Annotated in this window: 18 protein-coding genes; 15 read left to right on the top strand and 3 right to left on the bottom strand. The window is 67.6% G+C overall.

Annotated features, from left to right (window positions below; translation table 11 throughout):
• Positions 1-57 precede the first annotated feature (57 nt).
• From AC3WQR_RS07885 to AC3WQR_RS07865, 5 genes are all read left to right on the top strand, one after another.
• Complete coding sequence (locus AC3WQR_RS07885; protein ID WP_492741665.1) at positions 58-2,448, top strand: DNA internalization-related competence protein ComEC/Rec2; 2,391 nt, start codon at positions 58-60, stop codon at positions 2,446-2,448.
• 98 nt (positions 2,449-2,546) lie between these two features.
• Complete coding sequence (locus AC3WQR_RS07880; protein ID WP_062476766.1) at positions 2,547-4,043, top strand: circularly permuted type 2 ATP-grasp protein; 1,497 nt, start codon at positions 2,547-2,549, stop codon at positions 4,041-4,043.
• An 11-nt stretch (positions 4,044-4,054) separates the two neighbouring features.
• Entirely contained in the window at positions 4,055-5,011 is a 957-nt protein-coding gene (locus tag AC3WQR_RS07875) for an alpha-E domain-containing protein (RefSeq protein WP_062476763.1), read from the top strand.
• A gap of 148 nt (positions 5,012-5,159) precedes the next feature.
• A complete protein-coding gene (locus tag AC3WQR_RS07870; protein WP_492741661.1) occupies positions 5,160-6,077 on the top strand; it encodes a hypothetical protein in 918 nt (305 codons plus the stop codon).
• 14 nt (positions 6,078-6,091) lie between these two features.
• A complete protein-coding gene (locus AC3WQR_RS07865; protein WP_492741660.1) occupies positions 6,092-6,736 on the top strand; it encodes a hypothetical protein in 645 nt (214 codons plus the stop codon).
• Positions 6,737-6,804: 68 nt separating this feature from the next.
• On the opposite strand, the gene AC3WQR_RS07860 is transcribed toward AC3WQR_RS07865, so the two are convergent.
• Positions 6,805-8,466 carry a sulfatase-like hydrolase/transferase gene (locus AC3WQR_RS07860; RefSeq protein ID WP_492741659.1) on the bottom strand — a complete coding sequence of 554 codons (1,662 nt, stop codon included), beginning with the start codon at positions 8,464-8,466 and terminating at the stop codon, positions 6,805-6,807.
• 200 nt (positions 8,467-8,666) lie between these two features.
• Between AC3WQR_RS07860 and AC3WQR_RS07855 the strand changes: the two genes are divergently transcribed.
• Positions 8,667-9,131, top strand: coding sequence for an SH3 domain-containing protein (locus tag AC3WQR_RS07855; protein WP_095744792.1), 465 nt, complete (start codon positions 8,667-8,669; stop codon positions 9,129-9,131).
• 12 nt (positions 9,132-9,143) lie between these two features.
• On the opposite strand, the gene glpK is transcribed toward AC3WQR_RS07855, so the two are convergent.
• Together glpK and AC3WQR_RS07845 are read right to left on the bottom strand one after the other, a co-directional pair.
• Entirely contained in the window at positions 9,144-10,640 is a 1,497-nt protein-coding gene (gene glpK, locus AC3WQR_RS07850; RefSeq protein WP_492741658.1) for a glycerol kinase GlpK, read from the bottom strand.
• A 19-nt stretch (positions 10,641-10,659) separates the two neighbouring features.
• Positions 10,660-11,430, bottom strand: coding sequence for a DeoR/GlpR family DNA-binding transcription regulator (locus AC3WQR_RS07845; RefSeq protein WP_062476748.1), 771 nt, complete (start codon positions 11,428-11,430; stop codon positions 10,660-10,662).
• 121 nt (positions 11,431-11,551) lie between these two features.
• Between AC3WQR_RS07845 and glpD the strand changes: the two genes are divergently transcribed.
• From glpD to AC3WQR_RS07800, 9 genes are all read left to right on the top strand, one after another.
• On the top strand, positions 11,552-13,228 hold the full coding sequence (gene glpD / locus AC3WQR_RS07840) for a glycerol-3-phosphate dehydrogenase (protein ID WP_307583875.1): 1,677 nt from the start codon (positions 11,552-11,554) through the stop codon (positions 13,226-13,228).
• A complete protein-coding gene (locus tag AC3WQR_RS07835) occupies positions 13,228-14,301 on the top strand; it encodes an ABC transporter ATP-binding protein (RefSeq protein ID WP_487849154.1) in 1,074 nt (357 codons plus the stop codon). The genes glpD and AC3WQR_RS07835 overlap by 1 nt, the downstream gene beginning before the upstream one ends.
• A gap of 2 nt (positions 14,302-14,303) precedes the next feature.
• Complete coding sequence (locus AC3WQR_RS07830) at positions 14,304-15,374, top strand: ABC transporter ATP-binding protein (RefSeq protein WP_492741657.1); 1,071 nt, start codon at positions 14,304-14,306, stop codon at positions 15,372-15,374.
• The gene (locus tag AC3WQR_RS07825; RefSeq protein WP_062476737.1) at positions 15,371-16,261 is read left to right on the top strand and encodes a carbohydrate ABC transporter permease; all 891 of its coding nucleotides are present in this window, start codon (positions 15,371-15,373) and stop codon (positions 16,259-16,261) included. The genes AC3WQR_RS07830 and AC3WQR_RS07825 overlap by 4 nt, the downstream gene beginning before the upstream one ends.
• 72 nt (positions 16,262-16,333) lie before the next feature.
• Positions 16,334-17,146, top strand: a complete 813-nt coding sequence (locus tag AC3WQR_RS07820; protein ID WP_159272355.1) for a carbohydrate ABC transporter permease — start codon at positions 16,334-16,336, stop codon at positions 17,144-17,146.
• 12 nt (positions 17,147-17,158) lie between these two features.
• Positions 17,159-17,467, top strand: coding sequence for a DUF2160 domain-containing protein (locus tag AC3WQR_RS07815; protein ID WP_095744796.1), 309 nt, complete (start codon positions 17,159-17,161; stop codon positions 17,465-17,467).
• Positions 17,468-17,555: 88 nt separating this feature from the next.
• Positions 17,556-19,286, top strand: a complete 1,731-nt coding sequence (locus AC3WQR_RS07810) for an ABC transporter substrate-binding protein (protein WP_070059465.1) — start codon at positions 17,556-17,558, stop codon at positions 19,284-19,286.
• Positions 19,287-19,454: 168 nt separating this feature from the next.
• Entirely contained in the window at positions 19,455-20,459 is a 1,005-nt protein-coding gene (locus AC3WQR_RS07805) for a dialkylrecorsinol condensing enzyme (protein WP_255221137.1), read from the top strand.
• Positions 20,449-21,585 (top strand): beta-ketoacyl-ACP synthase III, encoded by a 1,137-nt coding sequence (locus AC3WQR_RS07800; RefSeq protein ID WP_492741656.1) that lies wholly within the window; start codon positions 20,449-20,451, stop codon positions 21,583-21,585. The genes AC3WQR_RS07805 and AC3WQR_RS07800 overlap by 11 nt, the downstream gene beginning before the upstream one ends.
• The last annotated feature ends 1 nt before the right edge of the window (position 21,586 follow it).

Below are 21,586 nucleotides of genomic sequence, written 5' to 3'. Positions count from 1 at the left end.
GGGCAGTCGCGGCGTGCGTCCGAGGCTGTCGCGGGTGGGTCGGGGGCCTTCGTTGCGCTGGGCGGCACGCTGCTCGGCGCGGCGGTGCAGCTGCGCCAGCCGCTGCTGTGGGCGGCGGGTGTCTACGTCGCGTTGCTGCTCGTGGGGCTCGGCGGCGGATGGCTGTTGTGGCGGTGGCGTGGGCTTCGGCTGTTCGTGCTGATGCTGTCGCTGGCCTGCGGTGCGATGGCCGGCGCGGGCCTGGCCGGATGGCGCGCCACGGCTTACGCGCAAGGGGCGCTGGAGCCGCAGCTCGAAGGACGCGACCTGCGGCTCACGGGCGTGGTCTCGCAGATGCCACAACCCGGCGAGATCGGAACGCGCTTCCGTTTCGATGTGGAGACGGCGCAGTGGGTCGAGGCCTCGCGCGGCGATGCGCCGCCGAAGGTGCCTTCGCGCATCGCACTCTCCTGGTATGGCGAGTACAGCGGGATGTGGGAGCAGCCCGCCGAGCGGCGTGCCTCCGTCGCACGCACCGTGGGCGAGGTGCACGCCGGCCAGCGCTGGCAACTGACCGTGCGCCTGCGCGCGCCGCACGGCAACCTCAACCCACATGGCTTCGACAGCGAACTGTGGGCGTGGGAGCAGGGCGTGCATGCCCAAGGCCATGTGCGGGCCGGGGCGCGCGACCCCGCGCCGCGCCTGCTGGGCACCACATGGCTGCACCCGATCGAGCGGGCGCGCGAGGCCGTGCGCGATGCGGTCTTCGCCCGCGTGGACGACCGGCGCCAGGCCGGCGTGATCGCCGCGCTCGTCACCGGCGACCAGGGCGCCATCGACCGTGCCGACTGGGACGTGTTCCGTGCCACCGGCGTCGCCCACCTGATGTCGATCTCGGGCCTGCACATCACCTTGTTCGCGTGGTTCGCGGCGCATGTGATGGGCGCGCTCTGGCGGCGCAGCAGCCGGCTCATGCTGCGGCTGCCCGCGCAACAGGCCGCACTCGCCGGCGGGGTGCTGCTGGCCGCGCTCTATGCGCTCTTCAGCGGCTGGGGCGTGCCCTCGCAGCGCACGGTCTGGATGCTCGCGGTCGTGGCGCTGCTGCGCCTGACCGGTCGGCGCTGGCCATGGCCGCACGTCTGGCTGCTGACGGCGGCGGTCGTGGTGGCCGCCGATCCGTGGGCGCTGCTGCAGGCCGGTTTCTGGCTCAGCTTCGTGGCGGTGGCGGTGCTGTTCGCCTCCGCCACGGCCGTGCCGGGCGAGGGCAGGGTGGGCGCGTTCGTGCGCCTGGGCCGCTTCTTTCGCGAGCAATGGACGATCACGCTGGCGCTCACGCCGCTGAGCCTGCTGCTGTTCCAGCAGGTGTCGGCGGTCGGGCTGGTGGCCAACGCGCTCGCGATCCCGTGGGTGACGCTGGTGATCACGCCGCTGGCGATGCTCGGCGTGGCGGTGCCGCCGCTGTGGGACGTGGCCGCCGGGGCGGTGAAGCTGTTCGCGCTGCTGCTGCAGGCGCTCGCCGGCCTGCCGTTCGCCACGCTGTCGATGGCCGCGCCGCCGCCGTGGCTGGCCGCAAGCGGCGTGGCGGGCGGCGTGCTGCTGGCGATGCGCCTGCCGTGGTCGGTGCGCGCGCTTGGCCTGCCGCTGCTGTTGCCGGTGCTGCTGTGGCAGCCGGCGCGACCTGCGGTGGGTGAGTTCGACCTGCTCGCCGCCGACATCGGGCAGGGCAACGCGGTGCTCGTGCGCACCGCCACGCACAGCCTGCTGTACGACGCCGGCCCGCGCTACGGGCTCGACAGCGACGCGGGCCACCGCGTGCTCGTGCCGCTGCTGCGCGCACGCGGCGAACGGCTCGACCTGCTGTTGCTGAGCCACCGCGACATCGACCACACCGGCGGCGCACCCGCCGTGCTCGCCATGCAGCCGCAGGCGGCACTGCTGAGCTCCATCGAGGCCGGGCACCCGCTGCAGGCGCTGCGCCCCGCGCGCCGCTGCGAGGCCGGGCAGCGCTGGACCTGGGACGGCGTCGACTTCGAGGTGCTGTTTCCCTATGACAGCGACTACCTCGGCTTCACGCGGCCCAACGCCGTGTCGTGCGTGCTGCGCATCGGCAACGGCCGCGCCACGGTGCTGCTGGCCGGCGACATCGAGCGCCTGCAGGAGGCCGCGCTGGTGTCGCGAACGCCTGGGCTTGCGGCCGACGTGCTGCTGGTGCCGCACCATGGCAGCAAGACCTCGTCGAGCGAGGTTTTCCTGGACGCCGTGCGCCCGCGCATCGCGCTCGTGCAGGCCGGCTACCGCAGCCGCTTCGGCCACCCCGCGCCCGAGGTGGTGGCGCGCTACGTCGAACGCGGCGTTCAGGTGGTCGACAGCCCGCGCTGCGGCGCCGCCCACTGGGCAAGCCAGCTGCCCGCCGAGCTGAAGTGTGAACGCGCGCACGACCTGCGCTACTGGCGCCACCGCATGCCATGACGGTCCGAAACGCGAAATGCCCTCGCATCGGGCCCAAACCTAGGGCTTCTACTGGCCTCGAACTTGCTAAGCTATGGCTCAAGGAGATTGGTCGTTCCATGCACAAATTCGACGAGATGTATGAGCAGCTCCCCTATGCGGGCGCTGCAATCCGACAGCACTACAAGCGCTACGACCAATGGCTTGCGAAGCAACCCGGTGAGGTGATGCGATCGCGGCGTGAAGAGGCGGAAATGATTTTCCGCCGGGTCGGCATCACCTTCGCGGTGTACGGCGCCAAGGACGAGGACGGCTCCGGCACCGAGCGGCTGATCCCGTTCGACCTGCTGCCCCGGATCATTCCCTCCCACGAGTGGGAGAGCATGGAAAAGGGGCTGGTGCAACGTGTCACGGCGCTCAACCGCTTCCTGTACGACGTGTACCACGACCAGGAAATCATCAAGGCCGGCATCATCCCGGCCGAGCAGATCCTGAACAACGCCCAGTTCCGCCCCGAGATGATGGGCGTGAACGTGCCGCACAACGTCTACTCGAACATCTCGGGCATCGACATCGTGCGCGCCCCCGATGCCCAGGGCAACGGCGAGTACTACGTGCTCGAAGACAACCTGCGCGTGCCCAGCGGCGTGAGCTACATGCTCGAGAACCGCAAGATGATGATGCGGCTCTTCCCGGAGCTCTTCAACCAGAACCGCATCGCGCCGGTCGCCCATTACCCCGACCTGCTGCTCGAAACGCTGCGCGCCAGCGCGCCGCCGGCCACGGCCGAGCCCACGGTGGTGGTGCTCACGCCCGGCATGTACAACAGCGCCTACTTCGAGCACGCCTTCCTGGCCCAGCAGATGGGCGTGGAGCTGGTCGAGGGGCAAGACCTGTTCGTCAAGGACGACTTCGTCTACATGCGCACCACGCGCGGCCCGGTGCGGGTCGACGTGATCTACCGCCGCGTCGACGACGACTTCCTCGACCCCGAGGTGTTCCGCCCGACCTCCACCCTCGGCTGCGCGGGCCTCATGCGCGCCTACCGCCAGGGCAACGTCGTGATCTGCAATGCCGTGGGCACCGGCGTGGCCGACGACAAGTCGATCTACCCCTACGTGCCGAAGATGGTCGAGTTCTACCTCGGCGAGAAGCCGATCCTGAAGAACGTGCCCACCTACATGTGCCGGAATAAAGACGAGCTGCAGTACACGCTCGACAACATGAAGGACCTGGTCGTCAAGGAGGTGCACGGCGCCGGCGGCTACGGCATGCTCATCGGCCCGGCCGCCACGCAGGCCGAGATCGAAGACTTCAAGAAGGCCGTCATCGCCAAGCCCGACGGCTACATCGCCCAGCCCACGCTGAGCCTGTCGACCTCGCCGACCTTCGTCGACGCCGGCATTGCGCCGCGCCACATCGACCTGCGTCCCTTCGTGCTTTCGGGCAGCGAGGTGCAGATGGTGCCCGGCGGCCTCACGCGCGTGGCGCTCAAGGAAGGGTCGCTGGTGGTCAACTCGTCGCAGGGCGGCGGCACCAAGGACACCTGGATTCTCGAAGCGGACCGCACGGCCAAGCCGAAGGCGGCCACGCAGTCGCAAAGCCAATCGCAGTAGGAGCACCCACGATGCTGTCCCGCACCGCAGACCACCTCTACTGGATGTCGCGCTACACCGAGCGCGCCGAGAACACGGCGCGCATGCTCGACGTCAACTACCAGACCTCGCTGCTGCCGCAGTCGGCCGAGGTTGCCAAGTACGGCTGGCAGGGCGTGCTCTCGATCAGCGAATTGCTGCCCTGGTACAGCAAGAAGTACGACCAGATCACGCCCAACGAAGTCATGGAGTTCATGGTCAAGGACGAGAGCAATCCGTCGTCGATCGTCTCCTGCCTGAAGGCCGCGCGCGAGAACGCGCGTGCCGTGCGCGGCGCGCTCACCACCGAGGCCTGGGAAACGCAGAACACCACCTGGCTCGAAGTGAACCGCATGCTGCGCGCCGGCGACTTCGAGCGCGACCCGGGCCAGTTCTTCGAGTGGGTCAAGTTCCGCTCGCACCTGTCGCGCGGCGTCACGCTGGGCACCATGCTCCAGGATGAGGCGTTCTACTTCTCGCGCCTTGGCACCTTTTTGGAGCGTGCCGACAACACGGCGCGCCTGGTCGACGTGAAGTTCCACGCGCTCAACAGCGAGTTCTTCGGCGCCGCCACCGAGGAAGACCAGGAGTACGACTTCTATCACTGGAGCGCGATCCTGCGCAGCGTCTCGGCCTTCGAGGTCTACCGCAAGGTGTACCGCGACGTGATCAAGCCCGAGCGCGTGGCCGAGCTGCTCATTCTTCGCGCCGACATGCCGCGCTCGCTGCACGCCAGCCTGGTCGAGGTGGTCAACAACCTCGCCAAAGTGCAGAACGAGCAGAGCGCCGAAACCCAGCGCCGCGCCGGCAAGCTGCTGGCCGACCTGCAGTACGCACGCGTCGACGAGATCCTGGCGACGGGTTTGCACGCCTACCTCACGCAGTTCCTCGACCGGGTAAACGAGCTGGGCGGGCGCATCAGCCAGGACTTCCTGGTGCCGGCGCACTGAGCTGGAACCGCACCGCGAGGCGCACAGGCCTGTATGCCGATGGCTGCAGGCTGTTTGCAACACAGGTAGTTGCACCAGTGTCGGAAAATTGAATCGCCCTCGTATCATCTTTGTTGCATAAAGGTGAATTCAAAAAAGGGAGGATTCAATGCGGCTGATCTCAACGCGCCTGCTGCGCGTTTGCATGGTGGTGTCGATGGCGTCGCTGCTGGGGGCTTGTGCGGTGCCTCTGCGAATCGGGCTGAAGCCAGAGGAGCGAAGCAAGATCACGGCGCTTGCTGCCCATGTTGTCATCGTGCAGGACGAGGTGATCGCCGCCGTGCAGCCGCCCAACGCGGGGGCCGCGACCGGTGGTCTGATCGGCGCCATGATCGATGCGTCGATCGCCAACAGCCGGGTCAAAGAGTCCCAGCAAGCACTGGGTTCGTTCTACGCGGTGATCGAGGATGTGGACTACCGCAAGGAGTTCAACGACGCGATTCGCAGTGAACTGGCCAACTACCAGATCAAGGTCGCCACGGTCACGACCACGCCACGTGCAGTGAACATGGACATCCTGGCCAAGTTGCGCAACCAGCTTCCGCCGGGGCAGGCCTTGCTTCTGATCCATCCGCGGTACTCGTTGACCGCGGATTTCCGGAACTTCGACGCGGAGTCGCATGTGTCCATATGGAGCCGTTCGGACAGTCCCAGTGCCGCGGGTGGCATGAATGTGCCGATCCAGCGCAGCGTGCTTTACTTTCAATCTCAACCTGTCGGTGCAGGCGGCAAGAAATCGCTGGATATCTGGGGCGCGCAGGATGCGGTCCTGTTTCGCAGCACCATGCGTGAGTCGATCACGGAGACGCTGCGCATGGCTCTCATCGACCTCGATGTGGCCGTGGAGCCTGTCGCCAAGACGGGAAGTCTCGAGGAGTTCTCCTTCAACAACGGCACCATCACGACGAAGCTGAAGGGCCAGGTCGTGAAGGACGGCGATACCCGCGCGATCGTTCTCGCCAGCGACAAGAAGCTCTATTCGCTGCCCAGGCCAAGCCGCTCGGCAAGCACAGCCGCAGCCCAATGACCGCGGAGAGACACATGAAGAAGAACGTCTTGATTTCCTCGTGCCTCGGGGCTGCGCTGATGCTCGGCATGGCATCGGTTGCATCGGCGACCAGCACGGACTACGGCTCAAAGGTCGACATGAAGTACGACCGGGGCGCGCGCGAGACCTATGCGCTCCAGCCGTACCAGAGCACGTGCCCTGTCCATATCGTGCTGACGGAGGATGCGCGCCAGAACAAGGAGACGATCGGCCAGTCGGGCAGCGGAGCGCTTCTGACGGGAGACATCGGCCGCTGGGTGGCAGATGGCCTGATCGCCCTCAAGGACTATGGCTATGTGGTCGACGAAACCAGCAGCCTGGACCCACCGGCCGCAGGGATCACGGTCAAGACCAGCCTGACCCGTGCCTACACGTGGCACCTGAGTGTCAAGATCTTCAGCATGGTGGCGCTCAAGGCCCAATTCATCGACCGCAACGGGGTGCTGCAGGAGAAGTACTACCGGGCCCATGGCGACAAATCCAACATGTGGGGCGCGGACTCGGAGTACGTGACCACGATGAACTATGGCCTGAACAACCTGCTGCCAGCCGTTGCCCGTGATCTGCAATCGTTGTGCAAGGGGCAGAAAGTCGATGCGTACACCTATTCGGGACCGGAGGAGGTCACCAAGAAGTAGGCGGCGGGAGTGTGGGCTGGAATGAAGACTGCCCACCACGTTTCGCCTCCACGCAGGAGTGCGCGTCGCTAGCGCGAGAACGACTCCACCACCACCGGAATCTCCGGCGCCTGCCACTGGTAGGCATCGCCCAGCACATTGCGCTCGGCCTTCTGCCCGCTCCAGCGGATGCCCAGCAGGTCCATCAGGCTCCAGCCGGCCCAGTCCGCGCGAAAGGGCTGCTGCGTGGCGGCGCCGGTGGGCAGCGGTTCGCGGTTGCGCCAGACGACGGCCGGGATGCGGTAGCCCGAGGCGGTGGCGGGGCTGTGGCCTGCGCGGTTGCTGCCGTGGCCGACTTCCTGGCCGTGGTCCGACAGGTACATCCAGGCGCGGTAGTCGTCCGGCTTGCCGGTGCTGCGGGTCTGCTGCAGCAGTTCCGACACCACGAAGTCGTGGTACAGCAGGGCCGCGTCGTACTCCTGGCGGAAGTGGCGCACCCAGGCCGAGCGGCCGTCCTTCACGAGGCCGTTTTCGACCGCGTCGACGCTGTCGTCGAAGGGGTTGGCGTTCTCGGGAAAGCGCAGGCTGTAGTGCGGGTGCGCGCCCATCAGGTGGACCACGATGAGCTTGCGCTCGGTGCTGGTGTCGGCAAAAGCCTCCTGCACGCAATCGAGGATCTCGCCGTCGAGCGAGGCGCTGGCGCGGCCCGGCGTGCGGTTCACCATGTCGACCACGTCGGCGTAGCGCGCGTGCTGCTGCTCGATGGCCAGGTCGTCGTGATTGCTGATCCACCAGACCTTGTAGCCGGCGGCGCGCGCCAGGGCCAGCAGGTGGGGCGGGCTGTCGCCGTTCCCGTTGTTTCCGTCGTTTCCATTCGCGGGCTGGCCGAAATGGAACATGTTGCGCAGCGCAGGCAGGGTGCTCGCGTCGACCGACCACGCGTTGCGCAGCACGGCCATGCGGTCGCCTTCCTGCGCCTTGTGCGCCTGCAGGCGCGGCGTGGTCGGGCGGCCGTAGCCGTACAGGCCCATGTTGTCGCGGTTGATGCTGTCGGTGATGACGAGCACGACCGTGGATGGTCCCTCGCGCGTGATCACCGGTGCGATCTGCCGGGCCTGGGCCATCTGCGCATCGCGAGTCTTTTCCTGGTCGGCCCAGGCGGTGCGCTGGTCGTGCAGCGACTGCGACCACTGGGTCCAGAAGACGGCCGGGTGCAGCCGGCGCCAGGGTTTGCTCACGTAGGCCACGCAGGCGACGAGCAGGATGAGCAGCAGCAACGAGCGCGCCCAGAACGGCCGACGCGCACGTGGCGCCGTGGCGCCGCGCCGCGCGAACAGGCCCGCCAGCAGGCCCGCCGCCACGAGCGCGGCCGACCAGACGACCGCAGAGCGCCAGTGCATGCGCAGGTACTCGGCGCTTTCGCGTGCATTGGTGTTGGCCGCGGCGCCCAGCACCATGGCGCTGTCGGGCGCGGCCTGGTAGGTGTCGAGCAGGTAGGCGCGGACCACGGCGTCCAGGCCGAAGCCCATGACCCAGAGCCACACCAGCGCCGTGCGCCAGCGCCGCAGGCGCGCGCTGTGCAGCGGCCACAGCAGCCAGAGCACGGGCGGCGCGGCGAGCACCGCGAGCTGGGCAATGCGGCGGCCGTCGTGGCCCAGGGCGATGAGTGCCAGCAGCGTTGCGCCGACCACGCCACAGGCCAGCAGGGCGCTGGAGGGAGGACGCGGGGCGTCGATGGCGGGATGTGTCAAGCGCGGCGCGGGGAGTCGAGGGCGGGCGAATTCTGCCCCGCACCCTGCGGCGACACGGCCAGTGTCCCGACCCTTGCGGGGTCTTTGGAGTGCGGCTCAGGGATATCCCCGCGGAACTTATCGGCGCTCAGCGTCCCAGAGGGGGCTTCGACCGGCATTTGCCGGACCTCCCGTGTCTTCTCGAAAGGAACCCTCGCCCCATGGCCCGATTCAGCCGCCGACTGCCCGCGCTCCTGCTCGCATTCTTCTTCTCGTGGATGGTGCTGCCGTCCGCCTTTGCCGCGCAGCCGCAGATGGTCAGTGTCGCGGTCAAGACCCTGAACATGCGCACCGCCCCCAGCCAGCGCGCCGAGGCGCACTGGACAGTGAGCCGGGGCTATCCGCTGCGCGTGATCGGCCGCAAGGGCGACTGGCTGCGCGTCACCGACTTCGAGAACGACAAGGCCTGGGTCTTCCGTTCGATGACGAGCAAGACGCCGCACCACGTCGTGAAGGCAAAGACCGCGCAGTTGCGCCGCGCACCCGGCGCGCGCAGCCCGGTCGTGAAGAAGGCCGTGTACGGCGACGTGCTGCGCACCCTTGAGCGCCGCGGCGACTGGGTGAAGGTGCGCCACGAAGGCGGCGCCACCGGCTGGGTGCTGAAGCGCTCCCTCTGGGGCTGGTGAAGCCGAGGGCGCTCAGGTCGCGGTGGCCTGGCGCACCGCGCGCTCCCAGCGCGCCATCGATTCCTCGGCCTGCGCGCGGCCCATGGTCGGCATGAAGCGGCGCTCCACCTTCCACAGCTTCGAGAGCTGGCGCGCGTCGGTGTAGACGCCGGTCGACAGTCCCGCGAGGTAGGCCGCGCCCAGCGCGGTGGTCTCGACCACCTCGGGCCGCACCACCGGAATGCCCAGCAGGTCGGCCTGGAACTGCATCAGCAGGTCGTTCACGCTCGCGCCGCCGTCCACGCGCAACTCGGCCACGGGCTTGCCGCCCGCGGCCACCGCGTCGCGGCTCATGGCCTGCAGCAGCGCGGCGCTCTGGTAGGCGATGCTTTCCAGCGCGGCGCGCGCGATGTGCGCGACCGTGGTGCCGCGCGTGAGCCCGGTGATCGTGCCGCGCGCGTCCGCGTCCCAGTAGGGCGCGCCCAGGCCGGTGAAGGCCGGCACCATCATCACGCCGCCCGCGTCGGGCACGCTCTCGGCGAGCGACTGCACCTCGGCGCTGCCCTTGATGGCCTTGAGGCCGTCGCGCAGCCACTGCACCACGGCGCCGCCGACGAACACGCTGCCTTCCATCGCGTACTGCGGCGTCGCGTCGGTCTGCGCGGCGCTGGTCACGAGCAGGCCGTTGTGCGAGGGCTGGAACGCGCCGCCCGTGTGCATCAGCAAGAAGCAGCCGGTGCCGTAGGTGTTCTTGGCCATGCCGGCCTCGAAGCAGGCCTGGCCGAAGAGGGCGCTTTGCTGGTCGCCGGCCACGCCGCCGATGGGCAGCGCGTGGCCCAGCAGCGCGGCGTCGGTGTCGGCAAAGTGCGAGCTCGAGGGCTGCACCTTCGGCATCAGCGCGGCGGGGATGTCCAGCACCTTCAGCAGGTCGGCGTCCCAGTCGTTCGTGTGCACGTTGAAGAGCATCGTGCGCGAGGCGTTGCTCACGTCGGTCACGTGCACCTTGCCGCCGGTGAGCTGCCACATGAGCCAGCTGTCGACCGTGCCGAAGGCCAGCTCGCCGCGTTCGGCCTGGGCGCGCGCGCCGGGCACGTTGTCGAGCAGCCAGCGCAGCTTGGTGCCCGAGAAATACGCGTCGATGACCAGGCCGGTCTTTTCGCGGATGGTGTCGCTCAGGCCCTGCTCGCGCAGCTGCGCGCACAGCGGCTCGGCGCGGCGGTCCTGCCAGACGATGGCGTGGTGCACCGGCTGGCCGGTGGTGCGGTTCCACAGCACGGTGGTCTCGCGCTGGTTGGTGATGCCGATGGCGTGGATGTCGGCGGGCTGCAGCTTCGCCTTGGCCAGCACCTCGCGCGCGGTCGCCAGCTGGCTGCGCCAGATTTCCATCGGGTCGTGCTCGACCCAGCCCGGCTGCGGGTAGATCTGCGTGAGTTCCTTCTGCGCGATGGCGACGATGCGGCCTTCGCGGTCGAACACGATGCTGCGCGAGCTGGAGGTGCCCTGGTCCAGGGCAAGCAGGTAGGTGGTCATTCGATGGATGGGATGGGGTTCAGTTGTCGCGCGCGATCTCGAGGCGCACTTGCGCAGCATGCAGCAGGTCGGGAAACGGCGGCGGTGGCGCGGCGTCGGTGAACAGGCGGTCGATCTGCGAGAGCGTGCCCAGCTGGATCATGGCCGGCCGGTTGAACTTGCTCGCGTCGGCCGCCAGCCACACCTCGCGCGCCTGGGCAATGATGGTCTGCGCGACCTTCACTTCGCGCAGGTCGAAGTCGCGCAGCGAGCCGTCGGCCTCGATGCTCGACACGCCGATGAGCGCGATGTCGACCTTGAACTGGCGGATGAAGTCGATGGTGGCCTCGCCCACCACGGCGCGGTCGCGCGGGCGCACCGAGCCGCCGGCCACGATCACCTCGCAGGCCGTGTTGCCGCTGAGGATGGTCGCCACGTTCAGGTTGTTGGTGATCACGCGCAGGCCCGTGTGGCGCATCAGCGCCTTGGCGATGGCCTCGGTGGTGGTGCCGATGTTCAGGATCAGCGAACAGTCGTTGGGCACCAGCTCGGCCACGCGGCGCGCAATGCGCGCCTTGCCGTCGGCGTTGAGTGTTTCGCGCTGCTGGTAGCCGATGTTCTCGGTGGTCGAACTGGGCACGCGCACGCCGCCGTGGAAGCGCGTGAGCAAGCCCGCATCGGCCAGCCGCTGCACGTCGCGCCGCACGGTCTGCAGCGTGACGCCCAGCATGTCGGCGAGCTGTTCGACGGTGACCGAACCGCGCGCGCGCACGGTGTCGAGGAGGTTGATCTGGCGCGGGTTGGAGTTCACAGAGGCGTCGTGGAAAGCGGAAAGACTGGTGCGAGGGTACAGGCCGCGTCACTTTAAAACGAAAGAAAACGAAGCCGAGTAAGGGAAAACTCGGAGGAAAATCGCGCCAAAAGGAATCCAAATGAAAAAACGCGAAAATACAATCTCGGCCTTTGCTGACAAAAGTCACGAACCTACGGACCTCCAGCCTGTGACCGATTTCTCCTCTCCAGCGGCCGAACCCGCCACCGATTGCGATGTGCTGATCGTCGGCGGTGGCATCAACGGCTGCGGCATTGCGCGCGACCTCGCCGGCCGGGGCTGGCGCGTGGTCCTGTGCGAGAAGGACGACCTGGCCTCGCACACCTCGTCGTCGTCCACCAAGCTGATCCACGGCGGGCTGCGCTACCTCGAGTACTACGAGTTCTCGCTGGTGCGCAAGGCGCTGCAGGAGCGCGAGGTGCTGCTCAAGAGCGCGCCGCACATCATGTGGCCGCTGCGCTTCGTGATGCCGCACGACCCCTCGATGCGCCCGGCCTGGATGATCCGCATCGGCCTGTTCATGTACGACCACCTCGCCAAGCGCGAGGTGCTGCCGCCGTCGCGCGGCATCGACCTGCGCCAGCATCCGGCCGGCGCGCCGCTCAAGGCGCAGTACAAGCGCGGCTTCGTGTACTCCGACGGCTGGGTCGACGACGCGCGGCTGGTGGTGCTCAACGCCATCGATGCGCGTTCGAAGGGCGCCGAAGTGCTCACGCGCACGCGCTGCATCCATGCGCAGCGCGGCGCCGACGGCTGGGTCGCCACGCTCGAAGGCCCCGACGGCGCGCACCGCACCGTGCGCGCACGCGCCGTGGTGAACGCGGCCGGCCCCTGGGCCGAATCCTTCCTGCGCGGCGTGGCCCAGTCGGCGCGCGGCGAGGCGCTGGCCACCAAGAGCCTGCGGCTCGTGAAGGGCAGCCACATCATCGTGCCGCGCCTGTTCGACCACGACCACGCCTACATCTTCCAGAACCCCGACAAGCGGATCATCTTCGCCATTCCCTACCAGGGCGCGTTCACGCTGATCGGCACCACCGACATCGAGATCAGCGGCGACGACCCCGGCGCCGCGCGCATCGCGCAGGAAGAAATCGACTACCTGTGCACCCAGGCCAGCCGCTACTTCGACAAGGCCATCGTGCCGGCCGACGTGGTCTGGACCTACTCGGGCGTGCGCCCGCTGCTGGACGACGCCTCGGGCGACCCCTCGGCCGTCACGCGCGACTACCTGCTCGAGTCGAACACCACCGCCGCGCCGCTGCTGTCGGTGTGGGGCGGCAAGATCACGACCTTCCGCAAGCTGGCCGAGGACGCGGCCGACGAGGTCGGCAAGATGCTCGGCCAGTCGGGCGCGCAGCGTCCGGCCTGGACCGACGGCGCCTTCCTGGCCGGCGGCGACCTGTCGGCCTGGATCGGCGCGCCCAAGCGCCCCGACGACGACTTCGCCCGCTTCGTGGCCGCCGTGCAGGCCAAGTACCCCTGGCTCGATGCCCAGGTCGCGCTGCGGCTGGCGCGCGGCTACGGCGCGCGCGTGGCCGAACTGGTCGGCGAGGCCCAGTCGCTGGCCGACATGGGCGCCGAGGTGGCTCCCGGCCTGTACGAGCGCGAGCTGCGCTTCCTGCAGGCGCGCGAATGGGCCGTGAGCTCGGACGACGTGCTCTGGCGTCGCACCAAGCTCGGCCTGCACTACACGCCCGCCGAGCGCGAGCAGGTGGCGATCTGGCTGCAGGCCAACGCAAAGAACAACAACGACACCGTGGAAGTGGAGGTGAGCTGATGCAGCTGACTCTGGAGCGCGTCACCAAGAAGGTCGGCGCGCAAACCTGGCTCTACGAGCAGAGCATTGCGCCGAAAAGCGGCGCGGTGACCGTGCTGCTCGGCGCCACGCAGGCCGGCAAGACCAGCCTGATGCGCCTCATGGCCGGGCTCGACACGCCCAGCACCGGGCGTGTGCTGGTGGATGGCAAGGACGTCACCGGCACGCCGGTGCGCGAGCGCAATGTCGCGATGGTCTACCAGCAGTTCATCAACTACCCCTCCCTCAAGGTGGCCGACAACATCGCCTCGCCGCTGAAGCTGCGCGGCGAGTCGAACATCGACGCGCGGGTGAAGGCGCTGGCCGACAAGCTGCACATCGGCATGTTCCTCGACCGCTACCCGCAGGAGCTGTCGGGCGGCCAGCAGCAGCGCGTGGCGCTGGCGCGCGCGCTCGCCAAGAACGCACCGCTCATGCTGCTCGACGAGCCGCTGGTCAACCTCGACTACAAGCTGCGCGAAGGCCTGCGCGAAGAACTCACGCAACTCTTCGCCACCGGCGACTCGACCGTCATCTACGCCACCACCGAGCCCGGCGAAGCGTTGCTGCTGGGCGGCTACACGGCCGTGATGGACGCCGGCGAGCTGCTGCAATACGGCCCGACCGCCGAGGTGTTCCACGCGCCGCAGTCGCTGCGCGTGGCGCGCGCCTTCAGCGATCCGCCGATGAACCTGCTGGCGGGCACGGCCGCGGCCGGCCGCGTGCAGCTCGCGGGCGGGCCCGCGCTCACGCTGGCCCTGCCTGACAGCGTGTCGGGCGCGGTCACCGTCGGCCTGCGCGCGAGTGCCTTGAACGTGAACGCGGGGGAGGGCGACATCGCCTTGCCCGGCAAGGTGGAGCTGGCCGAGATTTCGGGCTCCGACACCTTCGTGCACGTCGACACGGCGGTGGGCGAACTGGTGGCGCAGCTCACCGGTGTGCACCGCTTCGAGCTGGGCGCTTCGATCACGCTGTACTTCAGCGCGTCGCAAGCCTATGTGTTCGATGCCGGCGAAAAGCTGGCACTGGCGCCGGCATGGCGCAAAGGAAGCTAGTCATGGCACGCATCGACCTCGACCTGGCCCACGCCTACCGCGCCAACCCCACGCAGGACAGCGACTACGCGCTGCTTCCGCTCAAGATGAGCTTTCGCGACGGTGGCGCGTACGCCTTGCTCGGCCCCTCGGGCTGCGGCAAGACGACCATGCTCAACATCATTTCGGGCCTGCTCGTGCCTTCGCAGGGCAGCGTGAGCTTCGATGGCCGCGACATGACGCGCGCCACGCCGCAGGAGCGCAACATCGCGCAGGTGTTCCAGTTCCCGGTGATCTACGACACCATGACCGTGGCCGAGAACCTCGCGTTTCCACTGCGCAACCGCAAGGTGCCCGAAGACCAGATCAAGAAGCGCGTCGGCGAGATCGCCGAAATGCTCGACGTGAGCGGCCAGCTCAACCAGCGCGCCGCGGGCCTGGCGGCCGATGCCAAGCAGAAGATCTCGCTGGGCCGCGGGCTGGTGCGCAGCGACGTGTCGGCGGTGCTGTTCGACGAACCGCTCACCGTGATCGATCCGCACCTGAAGTGGCAGCTGCGCCGCAAGCTCAAGCAGATCCACCGCGAGCTCAAGCTCACGCTGATCTACGTGACGCACGACCAGGTCGAGGCGCTCACCTTCGCCGAAGAGGTGGTGGTCATGACGCGCGGCAAGGCCGTGCAGGTGGGCAGCGCCGAGGCGCTGTTCGAGCGTCCGGCCCACACCTTCGTCGGCCATTTCATCGGCTCGCCGGGCATGAACTTCCTGTCGGCCCACAGCGCCAACGGTGCGCTCGAAGTGGCGGGCACGCCGCTGGTGCCCACGCGCGAGCTGCCGCCCGGCGCGCTCAAGATCGGCATCCGGCCCGAGTACCTGCGCCTGTCGAACGCGGGGGCGGCGGGTGCCGTGCCTGCGGTGGTGAAGCAGGTGCAGGACGTCGGCACGCACGCGATGCTCAGCGCCGAAGTCGACGGCGGCGTGGTCAAGGTGCGCATGCATTCGGACGAACAGCCGCCCTCGGTGGGCGACACGGTGTGGCTGCGGGTGCTCGACACCCACACCTGCTACTACAAGGACGAGGAACTGGTCGCATGAACCCGACGAACAAGCCGATCAACCAGAAGGCATGGTGGCTGGTGCTGCCGGTGCTGATCTGCGTGGCCTTCTCGGCCATCGTGCCGCTGATGACGGTGGTCAACTACTCGGTGCAGGACATCATCTCGCCCGACCGGCGTGTGTTCGTCGGCACCGAATGGTTCGCCGCCGTGATGCGCGACGACGAGCTGCACCAGGCGCTGTGGCGCCAGCTGGGCTTCTCGCTCTCGGTGCTGCTGGTAGAGATTCCGCTGGGCATCGCCCTCGCGCTGTCGATGCCGGCCACGGGCTGGAAGTCGTCGGCGGTGCTGGTGGTGGTGGCGCTGTCGCTGCTCATTCCATGGAACGTGGTGGGCACCATCTGGCAGATCTACGGCCGTGCCGACATCGGCCTCTTGGGCCACGCGCTGCAGGTCATGGGCATCGAATACAACTACACCGGCAGTGCGACCGACGCCTGGCTGACGGTGCTGGTGATGGACGTGTGGCACTGGACGCCGCTGGTGGCCTTGCTCTGCTACGCCGGCCTGCGCTCGATTCCCGATGCGTACTACCAGGCCGCGCGCATCGACGGCGCCAGCAAGTTCGCGGTGTTCCGCTACATCCAGCTGCCCAAGATGCGCGGCGTGCTGATGATCGCGGTGCTGCTGCGCTTCATGGACAGCTTCATGATCTACACCGAGCCCTTCGTGCTGACGGGCGGCGGGCCGGGCAATGCGACCACCTTCCTGAGCCAGTACCTCACGCAGAAGGCGGTGGGGCAGTTCGACCTCGGGCCGGCGGCGGCGTTCTCGCTGATCTATTTCCTGATCATCCTGTTGTTCTGCTTCGTGCTCTACAACTGGATGCAGCGCGTGGGCACGCAAGAAGTGGAGAAAGAACAATGAATCCGTCGCCGAGCCGCCTCAAGGCGGATGCTCCCTCTCGGGGGGACGGCGCGCAGCGCCAAGGGGGTCAACATGTCTGAAAAACGCTTCCACAAGCGCAGCATCTTCTTGCTGCTGTACATCCTGTTCGCGCTGTTGCCCATCTACTGGATGGTCAACATGAGCTTCAAGACGAACGAGGAGATCCTGTCGAGCTTCTCGTTCTTCCCGCAGCAGCTCACCTGGGCCAACTACGCGCGCATCTTCACCGACGAGTCGTGGTACTCGGGCTACATCAACAGCCTGATCTACGTGGCGATCAACACGGTGATCTCGCTCACCGTGGCGCTGCCGGCGGCCTACGCGTTCTCGCGCTATTCGTTCCTCGGCGACAAGCACGTGTTCTTCTGGCTGCTGACGAATCGCATGACGCCGCCCGCGGTGTTCCTGCTGCCGTTCTTCCAGCTGTACAGCACCGTCGGCCTCATGGACACCCACCTGGGCGTGGCGCTGGCGCACCTGCTGTTCAACGTGCCGCTGGCGGTGTGGATTCTGGAAGGCTTCATGAGCGGCATTCCGCGCGAGATCGACGAAACGGCGTACATCGACGGCTACTCGTTCCCCCGCTTCTTCCTCACCATCTTCCTGCCGCTCATCAAGGCCGGCGTGGGCGTGGCGGCGTTCTTCTGCTTCATGTTCAGCTGGGTCGAGCTGCTGCTGGCGCGCACGCTCACGAGCGTGAACGCCAAGCCCATCGTCGCGACGATGACGCGCACGGTGAGCGCCTCGGGCATGGACTGGGCGACGCTGGCCGCGGCCGGCGTGCTCACCATCGTGCCGGGCGCGATCGTGATCTGGTTTGTCCGCCACTACATCGCAAAAGGCTTTGCGATGGGCCGCGTCTAAGGAGACCGAGACATGTTCGACTGGATGGTCTGGACCACCCCGGTGGCCGTTTTCTTCAGCTGCATCGCGCTCATGCTGGTCGGCATGACCGTGTGGGAATTCAAGTCGCCCACCACGATGCGCCGCGGCTGGCTGCCCATTGCCACCACGCGCGGCGATCGGCTCTTCATCGGCCTCTTGTCCGCGGCCTACGTCAACCTGATCTTCGTCGGCCTGGCCGGCAAGGTGCAGGAGTGGCTGAGCCTGGAGGCCGAGCCCTCGATCTGGATCGGCTTCGTGCTGTCGATGCTCGTGCTGGCGCTCGTGATGCGCAAAGGCTAGCCCACCGATTTCGTCAACGCGTCCGGCTCTCCGCCTCCCCGGAGCCGCGATGAAAAAACCGGGGAAGCACAACCGAGGAGACACATTCATGAAGATGCGCTACACGGCATTGGCAATGGCGGCGGCGATGGTCGCCGCGCACGGCGCATGGGCCGCAGAGCCCGAAGCCAAGAAATGGATCGACAGCGAGTTCCAGCCGTCGACCCTGAGCAAGGACCAGCAGGCGGCCGAGATGAAGTGGTTCATCGACGCGGCCAAGAAGCTGCAGGCCAAGGGCGTCAAGGAAATCTCGGTGGTGTCGGAGACCATCACCACGCATGAATACGAATCGAAGACGCTGGCCAAGGCCTTCGAGGAAATCACCGGCATCAAGGTCAAGCACGACCTGATCCAGGAAGGCGACGTGGTCGAGAAGCTGCAGACCTCGATGCAGTCGGGCAAGTCGATCTACGACGGCTGGATTTCCGACTCCGACCTGATCGGCACGCACTACCGCTACGGCAAGATGATGAACCTCACCGACTACATGGCCGGTGCGGGCAAGGAGTACACCAACCCCGGGCTCGACCTCAAGGACTTCATCGGTACCAAGTTCACCACCGCGCCCGACGGCAAGCTCTACCAGCTGCCCGACCAGCAGTTCGCCAACCTGTACTGGTTCCGCGCCGACCTGTTCGATCGCAAGGACCTGAAGGACAAGTTCAAGGCCAAGTACGGCTATGACCTGGGCGTGCCGCTGAACTGGAGCGCCTACGAGGACATCGCCGAGTTCTTCAGCGTCGACGTGAAGACCATCGACGGCAAGCCGATCTACGGCCACATGGACTACGGCAAGAAGGACCCGTCGCTGGGCTGGCGCTTCACCGATGCGTGGCTCTCGATGGCCGGCACCGCCGACATCGGCACCCCCAACGGCATGCCGATCGACGAATGGGGCATCCGCGTGGCCGACGACAAGTGCACGCCCGTGGGCGCGGCCGTGTCGCGCGGCGGTGCGACCAACTCGCCGGCCGCCGTGTACGCGCTCACCAAGTACATCGACTGGATGAAGAAGTACGCGCCCAAGGAAGCCATGGGCATGACCTTCGGCGAAGCCGGCCCGGTGCCCGCGCAGGGCCAGATCGCCCAGCAGATCTTCTGGTACACGGCCTTCACGGCCGACATGACCAAGAAGGGCCTGCCCGTGGTGAACGAGGACGGCACGCCCAAGTGGCGCATGGCGCCCGGCCCGAACGGCCCGTACTGGAAGCAGGGCATGCAGAACGGCTACCAGGACGTGGGTTCGTGGTCGTTCTTCAACGGCCATGACGCCAACAAGACCGCCGCCGCCTGGCTCTACGCCCAGTTCGTGACCTCCAAGAGCGTCTCGCTCAAGAAGACCATCGTGGGCCTGACCCCGATCCGCGAATCGGACATCCAGAGCAAGGCCATGACCGACATGGCGCCCAAGCTGGGCGGCCTGGTCGAGTTCTACCGCAGCCCGGCCCGCGTGGCATGGACGCCCACCGGCACCAACGTGCCCGACTACCCCAAGCTGGCGCAGCTGTGGTGGAAGAACGTGGCCGAGGCCGTCACGGGCGAGAAGACCCCGCAGAAAGCCATGGACAACCTGGCCGACGAGATGGACAACGTGATGGGCCGCCTGCAACGCGCCGGCATGGCCCACTGCGCGCCCAAGCTCAACGCCAAGGGCGACCCGAACAAGTGGCTCAGCGACCAGCACGCCCCGTGGAAGAAGCTGGCCAACGAGAAGCCCAAGGGCGAGACCATCGACTACAACAAGCTGCTGAGCGCCTGGAAGGCCGGCAAGGTGCGCTGATCGGCGCTTCGCCAGCAGCAATTGCAAACAAGGGCCGCGCCGCGAGGTGCGGCCCTTTTTCGCTTTCTGGCGCCTTGGTTCGTCGGATTCACGCGACGCCATGACCTATGGCAGATGCACCTTTGAAAAGGTTCGCTTACATTCGACGGCCCCCGCCACGGCCCGCCAGTGAATCCAAGTTCTTCCAGCCCCACCGCCAGCCCTCCTGCCACCCCGAGCGCGCGTGTCAAACGCGTCCTGCTGATCCAGTACTCGCAGACCGGGCAACTCGACCGCGTGGCCGGGCAGATCGCCGCGCCGCTGCGCGCCGACCCGGGCGTTGAACTGCGTGTGGAAACGCTGCGGCCGCTGCAGCGCTTTCCCTTTCCCTGGCCGTTCCTGACCTTCTTCGACGCGTTCCCCGAGTCGGCCCACCTGAAGCCGGGCCCGCTGGCGCCGCTGACGCTCACGGGCGACGAAGACTTCGACCTCGTCATCCTGCCGTACCAGGTCTGGTTCCTGGCGCCTGCGCAGCCGGTCGTGGCCTTCCTGCAGCACCCCGTGGCGGCACGGCTGCTCAAGGGAAAACCCGTGGTCACGGTCATCGCCTGTCGCAACATGTGGCTGCTGGCCCACGAAAAGCTCAAGGGCCTGCTCGCCGCCACCGGCGCGCGCCTGATCGACAACGTGGTGCTCACCGACCCGGGCCCCACGCTCGCCACCTTCTTCACCACGCCGGCCTGGCTCATCTGGGGCCGCAAGCGCGGCTTCTGGGGCATGCCCGACGCGGGGCTGAGCGAGGAACAGATCCGCGGCTGCGGCCGTTTCGGCCGGGCCCTGCGCGACGCGCTGCACGCAGGCCGCGAGCAGGGCGATGCGCCCTTGCTGGCCGGGCTGGGCGCGGTGCGCGCCCAGGCGCGGTTGCTCATCAGCGAGAAGGCCGGCACGCGCAGCTTCTACCTGTGGGGCAAGCTGATCATGGCGGCCGGCGGGCCGGGCGCGGCGGTGCGCAAACCGCTGCTCTTGCTGTACGTGCTGTTTCTGCTGGCACTGATCGTCACCGTCGTGCCGGTGAGCCTGACGCTGCAGGCCCTGCTGCGGCCGTTGTTCCGAGGGTGGCTGACTAAAATGACGGCTCAATTCGAGCGCCCGTCGGGCTCTGCCACGGACCGGCTCCCTCTCTATGACGACTGATGTTTTCCTGACCCGCACCGCTGCCTTCCTGCCTTTTTCTCCGGTCAGCAACGAAGACATCGAAGAAGTGTTGGGCCGCATCGGCGGCAAGGTGTCGCGTGCGCGACGCCTCATCCTGCGCAGCAACGGCATCCAGTCGCGCCACTACGCCATCGACCGTGCCACCGGCCAGCTGGCCATGACCAACGCACAGCTCACCGCCGCGGCCATCCGCGCGCTGGGCGACGACATCGGCCAAGTCGACTGCCTGGTCACCGGCACCTCGCTGCCCGACCAGCTCATGCCCAACCACGCGGTGATGGTGCACGGCGAACTGGGCTGGCCCCGGCTCGAGGTGGTGGCCTGCGCCGGCATCTGCCTGGCCGGCGCGGCGGCGCTCAAGCATGCATGGCTGTCGGTGCGTGCGGGTGACGCCCGCCGCGCGGTCGCCACGGGCTCCGAGCTGGCCTCGGCCGTGATGCGCGGCATCAACTTCGAAGCCGAGCTCGAGCACAAGCTCGAGGCCCTCGAAGCGCGCCCGGAGATCGCTTTCGAGAAAGACTTCCTGCGCTGGATGCTGTCCGACGGCGCCGGCGCGGTGCTGCTGGAGCGCGAGCCGCGCGGGCCGCTGTCGCTGCGCGTCGAATGGATCGAACTGTCGTCGGCGGCGCACGAGCTGCCGGTGTGCATGTATGCCGGTGCCGACAAGAACGAACAGGGCGGCCTCGACGGCTGGGCCCGCACCTCGCCGGCCGACTGGCAGCGCGACTCGACCTTCGCCGTCAAGCAGGACGTGCGACTGCTCAACGACAACATCGTGCGCGCCACGCTGGCCGAGCCACTCGCGGCCATCATCGAGCGTCGAGGGCTGAAGACCGACGACATCGACTGGTTCCTGCCGCACCTGTCGTCGCACTATTTCGTCGAGCCCGTGGCCGCAAGCCTGGCCGCGCTGGGCCTGCCGATTCCGCGCGAGCGCTGGTTCAGCAACCTCGCGACCAAGGGCAACACGGGCTCGGCCTCGCCGTACATCATGCTTGACGAGCTGTTCCGCTCGGGGCGTATCAAGCCGGGCCAGAAGCTCCTGATGTTCGTGCCCGAAAGCGGCCGCTTTTCGAGCGGCTTCATCTACCTGGAGGCTGTGTAGC

This window comes from Variovorax sp. FW305-3-2-15-B-LB1 (assembly GCF_058787635.1).
Note: the sequence above shows the minus strand (reverse complement) of the source record. Positions and strands in the feature narration are given on the sequence as shown.